This window comes from Bacillus hominis (assembly GCF_030348325.1).
Classification (GTDB): Bacteria; Bacillota; Bacilli; order Bacillales; family Bacillaceae_G; genus Bacillus_A; species Bacillus_A hominis.
Map to the genome: position 1 here is coordinate 1,995,532 of NZ_JAUCFS010000005.1, position 14,110 is coordinate 2,009,641.

Below are 14,110 nucleotides of genomic sequence, written 5' to 3' on the forward strand. Positions count from 1 at the left end.
TTTGAGTTACGGTAGATATGTTTGAAAAATCGTTGATATATTGTAAGTTGCGATAGATATATTTAAATAATTGTTGATATAATTTCATTTGCTGATTATGATCTCTAAAACATTGTTTCAAGATAATACGATATTACATCAAATTAAATAAAATACCAAGAAAAATCATCGTTTTTAAGATATTTAGTTGTAAACTTGAATAATATTAAATAATATCGTTCATTATATGAGGTTTTAGTTGAATGCATACTATATGATGTGTAAAATCTAAGCAAGTAGGTTAGAATACTGCTTGCAAATGGCAGTATAAATAATAATTTGAGGTGAATGCATGCTAGATTTTAAGCAATTAGAGATTTGTTTAAAAGAAAAGAGATTTGTAGATGGATTACAGGAGATAAATAATGAAATTGCACATATAAAAGAAACGAAAAAGTTATCATACGTGAAGAACTGGCTTTCTAACGTTTCATCACCCAAGGAGTTTGATACATTAATTCGTCTTGCTGATGAAGGTTTGATGCATCAATACAGCTCCTTTTTAATTCGTTATACTTATAAAAAATTCCCAAATATGAGAACGCTCTCTTTATATTGTGATGAGTTAATTGATGAGCGTAAAATCCTTGATGCTGAACAATTATTAAAAGATTCTTTGGAAGAGGTAAATGAAGAAGAAACTGATGCGGATGTTTTAACGAAAGCATATTTTACGTTAGTTAGATGTTTGTTAGATATGAAGCGCAATGAAGAGGCTTATGCCTATATGCAAAAGGCAGAAAAGTATAGTACACGCGCAGTTTTTGATAAATGGGGTTACTTATATATACAGACTGGTGAGTGGGAGAAAGCAGAGGAACAACTTTTAGCTGGTCAGCAGCATAAAGATTGTGAAGAGTTAGCTACGTACTTATTGGCGCAATTATATGCATATAAAGGTGAACAGCAGCGAGCATTACAACTCATTAATGATGCGATTGCAAAGTTCCCTCAAGTACCATATTTCTATTTTGAAAAAGTAAAATATTTATTAGATTTAGAGTGCTATGAAGAAATGTTAGTGGTAATAGATAAAATGAATCATATGCTTCCGCATCATGCATATACAACTTATTTTGTACATTTACGTGCAGAAGCATTTTATAAAATGAATAATATTCACGATTTGCAAGCACTATTGAAAAGTGAAAAGAGTTTAAAAAATTCTCTATATCATCATATAGAAAAAAATCCTGATGGAAAAAAGGTTCGCTTACCGATAGTTCCGGTTGTACAGAAGGATAACTATTGCGTTCCGACTAGTTTGGAAATGATGTTAGGGGTATGGGGAGAAAAACGTACGCAAGACGAAATTGCACAACATATTTTTGATGTAACAGGTTCTAAGTTTTCAGATACAGTTACATATATAGAAGAGCAAGGTTACGAATATCGTTATTTTCAAGGGAATGAGGAAAATTATAAGAAATTACTCAATCAAGGTATTCCCGTTTTATTAAGTATAGATATTGAGCACGCTTCCCATGTACAAGTGCTTTCTGGTTATGACGATGTACTGCAAGCTTTTTATATTCAAGATCCGAATTTCTTGGAACCGATTCTTGTGGAATATGATAAGTTACAAGAAAAATATCGTTATACAGATTGTTTAGCTATTACGTTTATACCAAAAGATAGAATGGAACAACTTTCATTTTTAAATGAGGAAGAACACACTTATTATAAAACAATCTTTTCTCTTACAGATCATTTAGCTGAGCAAGATAAAGAGGGAATTGAAAAGTTAGTACTATTTTTAAAAGAAACAAGTGAAAACCCAAACACTTGGCTATATACGATTAAACATTTAGATGCTGAGGTAGATAAAGATTTTATTCAGTTTTGTATAGAAAAATTAATGGAAAAGTTTCCAAGCTCTGACTTTGTGAAATTGCATAGTGCACAGTGTTTTATTCGTCTGCAAGATATGGAAAAAGCAGGACATATGCTTCAAAGTGTGGAGAAGAAAAGCAATCAAGCGTTGTATCATTTTATAAATGGACGTTATTCTTTTGAGCAAGATAATTATGCAGAAGCGATTGCTAGTTTTCGTTCATCATTACAATTGGATGCAGATCAACCAGTTGCGTGGAGTTTCTTAGCATTATCATACATGTATATGGATCAATCCGAAAAGGGGCTAGAGTATTCTCTAACAGCTATAGAACGTAGCCCAGAAAGGTTTACACTTGTAAATCACGGTTTAATTTTAATAGATTTAGAACGATATGAAGAAGCATATGGATTCTTTAATGATTTATTAAAAGAATATAAGTATGAAGCGCACATATGGTATGAACGTGCAAGATGTGCTCAGCATTTAGGGAAAGTGTATTTGGCGGTAAAAGGACTTAAAGTAGCAATTCAATTAGATAAAACAGCAGCCTATTTATATACGAAGCTTTCGGAAATCTATGAATCAGATATGGATGATGAGAAAAGTACGAAGGAAATTTTATTACAAGGAATTCAAAATTGTGAAGATCAGGCATCTTTATATGTTCGTTTAGGAGATGTACATTTTCAAAATGATGAACTTGAAGAAGCGGAAACTATATATAAGCGTTCTTTAGAAGAAAATAATGAAGATGTATATTCTCATTTCGGTTTAACTCAAGTTTATATGGCAAAGGAACAATATGAGGATGCAAAAAACTATATTGTTAGTATCAATAAGCAATTTGAAGACAATCAAGATTTCCTTATGAATGCTGGCATGGTGCTATGGGATGCTGAAATGGCATTAGGTGGGGATGAAAAAGAGTTAAAACTTGCACTTTCTAAATTAGAGAACGGTATACGAAGCGTATACGCTAATATAGCGAGCGTGTTGGATGAGTATGTAAATCGAATAAAAGACACAGCTTTTGTGCAACGAGGCATAGCGTTTTTAAGAACGTTAGAAAAAGAGAAAACGGAAGTAATTGAATACGGTTGTTACGCTGGTGTTTTATATGAATCTATTGGACAGTATGATCAAGCAATGAAGAGATACAACAAGGCAATAGAACAAAAGAGAACTGCATTTCCATATTTTCGAATTGGCGAAACATATATGGCATTAGGACAATTGACAGAAGCAAAACAAGCGTATGAAACATGTTTAGAGCTTGATGCAAACTTCCGAGGTGTACATTTACAACTTGCAGAAATATATGAAAAAGAAGAGAATCGTTCCAAAGAACAAAATCATATGGTCCAGGCGATGAAAGAAGAACCAATGCATATAAATATGGAATATTTAGCGCAGCTTTCAGTAGAAATGAATCTTCAGGAAGAATTGCTAGTTGAATTAGAAAAATTAGCGGAAGAAGTTCCTGAAACATGGCGTTTAGATGCGATTGCATACGTGTTTGGCGCGATGGATGATATAGATAAAGAAAAAGAATATATCGAATATGCAATGAAAATAGATGAAGAGCATGTGGAAGTACTATATCATTATGCGAAAGTGCTAGTTAAAAAGCAGAGTGCAGAAGCAATCGAAGTTGCGCTGAAAGTAATGCATAAAGATTTGGAAAGTGAACGTATATTTGGTGTGTACGTAAAAGCAATGGAACAACATAAAAAATTATCCCAAATACGAGACGTACTTCATACGTTAAAGGTGAGAAAAGCAGAAAGAAGTACAGCGTTTATGTATGCAGCTACTGCAGTTGCCGAAAGATTAGTAGAAAGGCAGCAAAATGAGCAACCAAAAAAATCTATATTTAAAAGAGCATTTTATCGCATGAAAAATCGTGCGAAGGAAATTTCAATGATTACAGTTATTATTGATTTATTTGAAATCTCCTTGAAGTTAAACCCGAAAAATAGTATGGTAGCGCAGCGTTTCGCAATATTTTATGAGAATGCAGCGATGAATAAAGAAGCGATAGAGGTATTACAAACATCGTTAGAAAATAAGTGGGATTATGATGTAGCGAAGCAACTTGTAAATCTTTTCATTGAGTGTGAGGAAGAAGATATGTTACGAGATGCTTTTGAATTAACGAAACAAATGGTTCGAGAGCTACCGGATGATTATGACACTCTTCTTTTACAAGCGAATGTATTATGTAAGCTAGGCGAAGAAAGAAAAGCCGAAAAAATTTACTTGCAATTAATTGAGAAAACACCATTTGTAAGTAGAGGATTCCTTGCTTTAGCAGAAGTATATCAAAGTCAAGAGAGGTATGAGGATGCGATTTATTTATTAGAAGATGCTTCTGTACATCATCCAAATGAAACAGCAATTCTTCTTGCTTTAGCATCTTCGTATCATAGAGCTGGGCAAACGACAAAGGCAGAAAAAATAACAAGTGAAATATTAGCAATTGATGCTACTGACTTGTTAGCAAGATACGATCATGCTTGTTATTTAACATTATTAAACAGAAATGAAGAGGCAAGAGATGAACTTGAAATTGTGCTTCGTGAAGATGAAACAGGATTTTTTGCTGAACTTGCAGAGGAAGATGAAGATTTAGCAGGATTGAGAGAATTTGAAAAGTAATTGTATAAGAATAGAGAAAGAGGATATAAATAAAAATATGTTTTGAATTGGTTGACAATTAATTGCCCAATGGAATAAAATAACTTTTAATAAAGTATACAAATCTGAAGACGAGAAAGAGTAGAATAGTGAGCTGTTCCCCAGAGAGCCGGTGTATTGCTGAAATCCGGTGTGCAGACGTTATTTGAAAATCATCTCCGAGGAGCCGTGGCTGAATAAAGTAAGCTCGGACGGATGTCTACCGTTACAAAGAACGCGTATGTTAGTACGTTGCTAAGTGCTATTAGTGAAAAGCTAATAGAATTAGGGTGGTAACGCGGGTAAACCCGTCCCTACTTCATAGGGACGGGTTTTTTGTGTGCTTTTAAAAAATTCAAAGGAGTGATTGTACATGAAAAAAGTAGATGTAAAAGAGTCAGCTGTAGGGAGAGAAACACGTATTCGTAAGCAGTGGAGCGAGCAAAGTATTTTTGAGCAATCAATTCAGAATCGAGAAGGCGCACAATCTTTTGTGTTTTATGAAGGGCCACCAACTGCGAACGGATTACCACACGTCGGCCATGCACTTGGGCGGGCGATTAAAGATTTAGTAGCGAGATATAAAACGATGGCTGGATATAAAGTTTTAAGAAAAGCCGGATGGGATACACATGGATTACCTGTAGAATTAGGTGTTGAAAAACAACTTGGCATTTCAGGTAAACATGAAATCGAAGAGTACGGCATTGAAACATTTATTCAAAAGTGTAAAGAAAGTGTATTCACATATGAGAAGCAGTGGCGTGAATTTACTGAAAGTATCGGTTATTGGGTAGATATGGATGATCCATACGTTACTTTAGAGAATCCATATATCGAAAGTGTATGGCATATTTTAGGGACAATTCATGAGAAAGGCTTGTTATATAAAGGGCATAGAGTTTCACCGTACTGTCCAAGCTGTCAAACATCACTTAGTTCACATGAAGTTGCACAAGGATACAAAACAGTTAAAGATTTAAGCGCCACAGTTAAGTTTAAAGTGAAAGATAGTGAAAATGAGTATTTCCTTGGATGGACGACAACACCGTGGACGCTCCCAGCGAATGTTGCACTTGCCGTACATCCGAATATGGAATACGTAAAAGCAAAACAAGAAGAGTCAGTGTATATTGTTGCAAAAGAACGTGTGCAAGAAGTGCTTAAAGAAGATTATGAAGTAGTGTCTATCCATAAAGGAGAAGAATTATTAAATATTTCATATACAGCACCGTTTCCTATGAAGGAAGTTACAAATGGATACCGTGTGATTGCGGCAGATTTTGTTACTGCAGATAGTGGTACTGGACTTGTTCATATCGCTCCAGCTTATGGGGAGGACGATTATAGAGTCGTTCAAAGTGAAGGGTTATCTTTCTTACATGTTGTAGATGGAAAAGGTGAGTATACAGAGGCAGTACCATTTCTAAAAGGCAAGTTCGTAAAAGAATGTGATGTCGATATCGTTCGATATTTAGCAAAAGAAGGCTTGTTATACCATAAAGAAAAATATGAGCATAGCTATCCACACTGTTGGCGCTGTGATTCACCGTTACTTTATTATGCAGGAGAAAGCTGGTTAATTCGAACAACTGAGATTAAAGAAACATTTTTACAAAATAATAATTCCGTCACGTGGTATCCAGATCATATGAAGCACGGACGCTTTGGAAAGTTTTTAGAAAATATGGTGGACTGGAATATTAGCCGAAATAGATATTGGGGAACACCATTAAATGTATGGGAATGTGAAAGCTGTGATCATCAATTCGCACCGAAAAGTATTGCTGAATTAAGAAAGCATAGTACAAAAGAAACGCCTGAAGATTTAGAATTGCATAAGCCATATGTAGATGAAGTACAAGTGTGCTGTGAAAAATGCGGAAGTACAATGAACCGTACACCAGAAGTAATTGATGTTTGGTTTGATAGTGGTTCCATGCCTTTTGCGCAATATCATTACCCGTTTGAAAATAAAGAGTTATTTGAAGAACAGTTTCCAGCAGATGTAATTGCGGAGGGAATTGATCAAACACGCGGTTGGTTTTATAGTTTATTGGCAGTATCAGCACTATATACAGGGAAAGTACCATATAAACGAGTATTATCACTTGGGCATGTTCTAGATGAAGAAGGACAGAAAATGTCTAAAAGTAAAGGTAACGCACTAGATCCTGTAGATTTAGTAGAGAAATTTGGGGCGGATGCACTACGATGGGCTCTTCTTGTTGACAGTGCTCCGTGGAACGCGAAGCGATTCTCTGAAAGAACAGTACAAGAAGCGAAATCTAAATTTGTAGATACGTTAGTCAATGTGTATAGCTTCTATGTTTTATATGCAAGTTTAGATGAGTATAATCCGAAAGAAACATATGATGTTAAACGGACGAAATTAGATGAATGGGTGTTATCAAGATTGCATAGCACAACGAGAAAGGTAAGAACTGCACTTGATGATTATCAATTTACGAATGCAGCTCGTGAAATTGCGGCGCTTGTAGATGAAGTGAGTAACTGGTACGTAAGACGATCACGCAATCGTTTTTGGGAATCTGGTATGAATGCTGAAAAAGCAGCTGCATATGAGACACTTCATGAAGTGCTTGTAACAATTAGTAAATTAATTGCACCATTTACACCGTTTGTCGCTGAAGATATTCATCTGAATTTAGAGGGTAGTAGTGTTCATTTAGAAGATTATCCAGTTGTAAATGAATCACTACTTCAGCCGAAGTTAGAAGCGGAAATGGATGCTGTTTTACAAGTTGTTGAACTTGGAAGAAGTAATCGTAATCAACATTCATTAAAAGTAAAACAGCCGTTAGCAGAGCTGGTATTACTTGAGCATAACGAAAATGATATCGATTGGGAATCTTATCGTGATATCGTTATGGATGAACTAAATGTGAAGGCATTCCATGTTGAACTAGATGAAACGAAGTATACATCTTATCAATTAAAGCTGAATTTTAAAACGGCGGGACCGAAGTTCGGTAAAAATGTGAATGCAGTAAACGGCTGGTTAAAACAATTATCACAAGAAGAGGTACAAAACTTTGTATCTACAGAAAGAGCAGTTTACGAAGCAGCATCAGGAGAAGAAGTAGTTGTAACGGCTGAAGATGTGTTGGTAGAGAAAGTTGCAAAATCAGGCTTCTCCAATACGACTAACGGACAATATACGGTTATGTTAGATACGAATGTAACGGAAGAATTGTTACAAGAAGGGGTAGCACGTGAATTTATTCGCGCCGTTCAAGAATATCGTAAACAGTTGAATTTACCGGTTAATTTACGAGTGGATGTAATTCTTGATACAGAAGAAGAACTACAGCAAACGTTAACGAATCATAAAGATTTATTGGAAGAAAATTTACTCGTTAAGCAATTTACATTTGATCACTTAACGAATGACGACGATGAACTATCTGTAGGTGAGACAAAAGTCCGCATTAAATTAAGCTCGGCTAATTAAAGTGAAAAGGAAGTTGGAATCATTCCAACTTCCTTTTTGTATGACTGGGAAAGAAATATATTTCTAAAGTATTGTTTTCGTTTTACACATAAATATTGAGAAAATTTCACTCACCCTAAATGGAAAGGTAATAGAATTGCTCATATAGAATTACTCGTAGATTCACTTTATTTCGTTACTTATGGACAGTGATAGCCTTATAGGAATGGGGTAAAGGTTTCAATTTATTAGGGGGAGTGGTTCTATGTTTAACAAAAAAATGGTGGCAATGGCAATGACTGTACCATTAGTAATGGGGACAATTTCTACTGTGTCGGCACTGGAAAAACAACAACAAGTAAAGCTAGAAGCGTATTCACCGCAAAAGAAAGCAATTGAATATTTAAAAGGACATGCTACGGAATACGGATTAAAGCCAGACCTTTCAGATTTACAATATATTTCTACAACGGATACGTCAGTAGCTTCATATGTTCGGTTCCAGCAAGTAGTCAATGGTGCTCCTGTATTTTCAAAACAAATAACAGTTACTATTAATGGACAAGGGCAAGGAGTACTTGCTGTGTCTGATTACCAGCCTGTTCAAAATGTGAAGGAAATAACGAAAAAGATTAGTGAAAAAGAAGCAGAACAGAAATCAATGGCGTATGTTGGAGGGGAAAGTGAGCAAAACTTATGGGCTCCTACAGAGAAAGAATTCGGATATATTATTGAAGAGGGAATCGCTATCCCAGTATACAAAGTTGTAGTCCATTCTAATAAACCTTTCGGTGCATGGGAAACATTTGTTGATGCGGAAAATGGGAAGCTAATAAAAAAGGTTGATATAAACCGAAAGGCAGAAGGAACTGGGAAAGTATTTTTACCTAACCCAATTGTATCTAGCGGTAGTTTAGCTGGGTTAAAGGATAATAAAGATGCAGATTCGGCGGCTTTAACGAACCAATTGAAAACCGTTACTTTAAAAGGGTTAGATGGTACAGGATTTTTAATTGGAGAGTATGTTACGATTTCTTCAAAAGCGAAGACAAAATCTACAAATCTACAATTTAACTATACACGCGCAAATGATAGCTTTGAAGATGTTATGTCGTATTATCATATTGATACATTACAGCGTTACATTCAAGGATTAGGCTTTAAAAATATTAATAACCGTTCCATTAAAGTGAATGTAAATGGTACAACTGATGATAACTCATTTTATTCACCATCAACGAAAGCATTGACTTTCGGTACTGGCGGAGTAGATGATGCGGAAGATGCGGGCATTATCGCACATGAATATGGACATTCGATTCAAGACAATCAAGTACCTGGCTTTGGAAGTTCAGCAGAAGGCGGAGCGATGGGAGAAGGGTTTGGAGATTTCTTAGGCGCTACTTATGAAGATGCGGTATCATCGACAGGTTACGGAAAAGCATGTGTTGGAGAATGGGATGCGACTGCGTATTCTAGTTCAGATCCGACATGCTTACGCCGATTAGATACGAATAAAGTGTATCCGAAAGATATAACGAACGAAGTGCATAATGATGGGGAAATTTGGGCACAAGGCCAATACGAAATGGCACAAGCTTTTGGCCGTGATGTAGCAACAAAAATTATTTTACAATCACATTGGTCATTAACGCCAAATGCGAAATTCCGTGATGGGGCAAAAGCAATTAAGCAAGCGGATGCTCTTTTATATGGCGGACAACACGCTGCTGATATCGATCGTATTTGGGCAGCAAGAGGAATTAGTACGAACTAATATAAAAAGTCGTGGCATTTATAACCCACGACTTTTTTATTTTTCTAAGAACTGGTATGAGTAAATTAGGTGATATAAATAGAATGTGAATATATTCATATTTTATTTACTTTTTTGTGTCTTTAAAAACAAAATGCTCTTTAAACTTTCTAGACTCAACTTTTTGACCGTTTCGCATAGAGCGGAAAGGATGCTCTTGCCATGTAATGATCACGTCAACCTCATCTGCTTTTGTAGAAACAGGGAAGTTAGCATGTCTAAATCCAGTTTTTCCACTTGCGAGACGACCTTCTTTCAGGGAAAAGAGTTCGTATTTTGTTTTCATATTTGGTTCATTGCGGAAGACTTCAACTTGTACGTTATATACTTCGTTTTCTCCAACATTTTTTACTGAAAATTGATATATTTGAAATTCATCTTTTTTAGCTTGAAGCATATTTTTACTTGTTTTTTTCGGTTCATCAATATTCACTTGCCATTGATCAGAGTTTTGAGAGGTTGGTAAAGATTTTGGTGAGTATGCGTGTGTTTCATTCACTACAATTAGGCATAACAACAGGAGAAAGAAACTAATTGCTTTTTTCATATGTATACCTCCGTTACAATTTTGATATTAATATGTGTGGGAAATACAGAAATTATGTAATAAAATGGAAGTTATCTAAGGGTATTAAAAAGACTAATGTAAATCTACATGGGTAAATAATAATAAAACGTAAAAAATACTTACTAAATAAATGTAGAGTTTAATAAAAAGGCTTGCATTTTACAAAACTAAGAGTTAGAATACTCTGTAAATATAAAAAGTGATGATCAGGAAAAGTACATGATGCAAGGGTCTACAGAGAGCAATCGGTTGCTGGGAAGATTGCGATACCGCATGATGGAAAGACACCTGTGAGTGTTGCTTTGAACGTGATTATTAGTAAAAGCAAACGGTACCTACCGTTATCAGGGCTAAGATGGTCATTATGACAATTTGGGTGGTACCGCGGAAAAATCCGTCCCTATTTATAGGGGCGGATTTTTGTATTCTTTGAAAGGGGGTGAGTGACCGTGGATGATGACGACGACAACAATAACAATAACGTAAATAGATATAAAACTACTGGAGGGAAATATAATGGATCAAATAATGAAGCGTTCACTCACACGAGAATGTACGGAGCATACCGGAAAGACGGTATTACTACAGGGATGGGTAAAAAAGATTCGTCATCTTGGCAATGTTAGTTTTTTATTATTACGGGACCGGACAGGAGTTATTCAATGCGTATTAGAAAGTGAGCTGGCTGGATATAAAGTAGATGTTGAAAGTGTCGTCGAAGTAATTGGTGAAATAGTTGAGACACCGAAAACAGAATTAGGAGTTGAAGTACTTGCACATGAAGTGAACGTATTAAATAGTGCAGAACAACTGCCATTTGAAATAAATAAGAAGAAGTTACAAGTTGGCTTAGACCAATTATTGAATGAGCGGGTATTATCATTAAGACATGAGCGAACTGCGGCGATTTTTAAAGTGAAATCTACACTTGTTCAAAGCTTTAGTGAATTTCTAATAGAGAACGATTTCACACGTATATTTACTCCGAAAATTGTTTCGCAAGGGGCAGAAGGAGGAGCGAATGTTTTTAAGCTCCCATACTTTCAAAAAGAAGCTTATTTAGCACAATCACCACAGTTTTATAAACAAATGATGGTAGCGGGAGGACTCGAGCGTGTATTTGAAGTTGCACCTGTTTACAGAGCGGAGCATCACAATTCTTCCCGTCATTTAAATGAGTATATTTCGTTAGACGTAGAAGTAGGATTTATTCATGATTTTCATGAAGTGATGCAATTAGAGGCAGATGTTTTACGATACATGTTCCAACAAGTAGGAGAAAAATGTGAAAACAACTAATATGGTTGGACCTGTGGTGGATAGTCCCAAGTCACCAGCGGATTCGAATACACCAGTGGATCCTAAGTTACAAGTAGATCCGAATGCTAAGCCGTCAGTAGATTCGAATACGCCAGTGGGTCCTAAGCCATCAGTAGATCCAAATACACCAGTGGATCCAAAGTCACCAGTAGATCCAAAGCCACCAGTAGATCCAAATACACCAGTGGATCCAAAGCCACCAGTGATAGATCCAAAGCCACCAGTGGTAGACCCTAAGCCGCCGGTGGTAGATCCAAAGCCACCAAAACCAACACAACCCACAATTACAGTATCACCAAAAACGGGTGATATTTTAGTTGAGTGGTATGCTGGGAATGGACAATACTACTCATCTGTTTTCTTTAGTGATTTTTATCCCAATCAAAAAGAACCGGAAGAATATGTATTAAACAATCTAACTAACGGTCTTAACAAAAGGAATGAATGGACGCTTGTTAGTCAATTGAATACACCATCACAATCGAAATCGATAGCTGAACATAAGTTAGCATTAGATAATTTAGCACAAATACTCTCAAGTGGTGAATATTCAAATGAGAGAGCGTTATTCTATTTACGTAATCAAATCAATGTGCTAAATGAATCGGTTACTACACAAGATGAGTTACAAAAGTATTTAAATGAAAATAAGAAAGATTATATTAAATCAGTAGCAGAAAAAGTGTATCAAACAGCAACAGAAGAAAAAACAACGTGGTTAAATACAGGGGATGTAGTATTTTTAGAACAAGCATTAAGTAAATTTTATTTAGTCACGTCTGTATTTGAAAGTGTAGATCCTACATTAGTAGAAAAAGCGAATCAACATGTAGAAGATATTTTCAACAAACTATTACAAGAAGAATTAAAGAACCTTAATATCCAAACATCAGTAGTGCTGTCTACAACTGAGACAAAAGAAAAAGCAAACCCAGTAAAAGAAGATACTAACAGTAATGAAAGAAATGTAGTTATAGGAAAAAATGTAAGTGAAAATGAGGCAACAAGTTCATCAAGTGAGAAAAACCTAAAAGACCCAAAGACTGAAGGTGCCAAAAATAACACAACAAATAACGATAAAACAAGTAATATAGATTCAAGTAATCAAAAAGCACAAGTGAAATCTGATCCGGTTGAACAAGCAATTGATCAAATTGATGAATATTTAAACCCAGAGAATCCACATTATGAAAATGCTTTACTATTAGCAAATCAGTGGATTGATAAGGCAACAGGTCAACAAAAAAATACAATAGAACAGAAATTTAGTGCGGCTGTAGAGGGACTTCGTGGACAAATAAAAGATCCTAATTTTACAGTGGAAGATGCTATAAATAAAGCGAATTTATTAGCAAATACGGCAAGGGTAGAAAAATCCGTTCAAGATGAATCTAATAAGTTATTAATGCCGCTTATGTTTGAAAGAAAAGCAAACGAGGCTGCAAATAAAGGAGAATACTATACAGCGGTATTAAATATTGCAAATGCAATTCGTACAAAGCACCCATTGGAACGTTCAAGAGAAGAAATGGTTAATTATGCGAGTAAATTATGGGTAAATACAGAAAATGAATGGAATGAAATGAATGGAACGACAGGATGGCAAAGTGAAGTAGGTAAAACCGTATTACCATCATACACATTACTTGCACAGTTAAAAGATATTGATAAAACGATTGGACAAATTAGCGGTATGAGTATGATTGATAGTGCATCAAAAAAAATGGAGGGAATTCAACTTATTCAATTAGCGAGTGATGAAGTAAATAAAAAAGAGCAAACGAGCCTTTATAACGCTTTACATTATTATGGTCAAGCAGCCTCTCGTGGTGTTGTTGAAAAAACAGGGTTTTCTAATGTTGCTAGTCTTGTAATCGAAGAAGTAAAACAGTTAGAAAAAACTCAATATAAGGCTGCATTAAACAACTATCAAATTTTATATAAAACACCAGGAATTGAAGAATTAGGAATTAAAGATGGGATAAAAGCGAAAATTGAGTATTTGAGTACATTTGAAGCTGCAAATGTAAGCGGGGATAAAGATACGATTGAAGATTTAGCTTCAGCAGTTGAATTAACTTATCATTCTATGGAACTAGGATATCCAGAAGAAGATGCAAAAGAATGGATGAATACGGTAGCAGTAAAAATGTTTAATAAAGGTGCAGGATATATGTCTTCAAATGATACAAATAATGCATATAAATGTTTTGAATTTTTAACTCGTGAAAAATATGCAAATGCTATTAATGGAGAAATAACTAAACAAGCAAAAGAGAATGTAGAAAAAATTAAAGCAATGAACGTTCAAAAATAACTAGATTTAAATTTCGCATAAGGAGTAAATATTAATGAGTTTAGTAGAAATTTGAATTCTACTAAACTCATTAATTATTCATT

General features: G+C 35.1%; 5 protein-coding genes, 1 pseudogene and 2 other annotated features. Of the genes and pseudogenes, 5 read left to right on the forward strand and 1 reads right to left on the reverse strand.

Features of this window, described 5'->3' with window-relative positions:
- The first annotated feature begins 331 nt into the window (after window positions 1–331).
- The 3 genes from QUF93_RS12725 (at window position 332) to QUF93_RS12735 (ending at window position 9,783) form a co-directional block, all read left to right on the forward strand.
- Window positions 332–4,534 carry a bacteriocin-processing peptidase family protein gene (locus QUF93_RS12725; protein WP_289359005.1) on the forward strand — a complete coding sequence of 1,401 codons (4,203 nt, stop codon included), beginning with the start codon at window positions 332–334 and terminating at the stop codon, window positions 4,532–4,534.
- A 98-nt stretch (window positions 4,535–4,632) separates the two neighbouring features.
- Window positions 4,633–4,871, forward strand: a binding site (T-box leader).
- Window positions 4,872–4,925: 54 nt separating this feature from the next.
- Window positions 4,926–8,027, forward strand: a complete 3,102-nt coding sequence (gene ileS / locus QUF93_RS12730) for an isoleucine--tRNA ligase (RefSeq protein ID WP_289359006.1) — start codon at window positions 4,926–4,928, stop codon at window positions 8,025–8,027.
- A 244-nt stretch (window positions 8,028–8,271) separates the two neighbouring features.
- Window positions 8,272–9,783, forward strand: coding sequence for a M36 family metallopeptidase (locus QUF93_RS12735; RefSeq protein ID WP_289359007.1), 1,512 nt, complete (start codon window positions 8,272–8,274; stop codon window positions 9,781–9,783).
- 106 nt (window positions 9,784–9,889) lie between these two features.
- Here QUF93_RS12735 and QUF93_RS12740 read toward each other — a convergent pair whose 3' ends face one another.
- Window positions 9,890–10,369 carry a YozF family protein gene (locus QUF93_RS12740; RefSeq protein ID WP_088058529.1) on the reverse strand — a complete coding sequence of 160 codons (480 nt, stop codon included), beginning with the start codon at window positions 10,367–10,369 and terminating at the stop codon, window positions 9,890–9,892.
- A gap of 214 nt (window positions 10,370–10,583) precedes the next feature.
- Window positions 10,584–10,795, forward strand: a binding site (T-box leader).
- 111 nt (window positions 10,796–10,906) lie between these two features.
- Between QUF93_RS12740 and aspS the strand changes: the two are divergent.
- Window positions 10,907–11,680, forward strand: a pseudogene (gene aspS / locus QUF93_RS12745) (aspartate--tRNA(Asn) ligase); the annotation flags it as partial.
- Window positions 11,681–11,690: 10 nt separating this feature from the next.
- Window positions 11,691–14,027: a hypothetical protein gene (locus QUF93_RS12750; protein WP_289375339.1), complete on the forward strand. Its 2,337-nt coding sequence runs from the start codon at window positions 11,691–11,693 to the stop codon at window positions 14,025–14,027.
- The last annotated feature ends 83 nt before the right edge of the window (window positions 14,028–14,110 follow it).

Coding starts and splice junctions, on each gene's coding strand:
- QUF93_RS12735 (WP_289359007.1), top strand. CDS start 8,272: ATGTTTAACAAAAAAATGGTGGCAATGGCAATGACTGTACCATTAGTA.
- ileS (WP_289359006.1), top strand. CDS start 4,926: ATGAAAAAAGTAGATGTAAAAGAGTCAGCTGTAGGGAGAGAAACACGT.
- QUF93_RS12725 (WP_289359005.1), top strand. CDS start 332: ATGCTAGATTTTAAGCAATTAGAGATTTGTTTAAAAGAAAAGAGATTT.
- QUF93_RS12750 (WP_289375339.1), top strand. CDS start 11,691: ATGGTTGGACCTGTGGTGGATAGTCCCAAGTCACCAGCGGATTCGAAT.
- QUF93_RS12740 (WP_088058529.1), bottom strand. CDS start 10,369: ATGAAAAAAGCAATTAGTTTCTTTCTCCTGTTGTTATGCCTAATTGTA.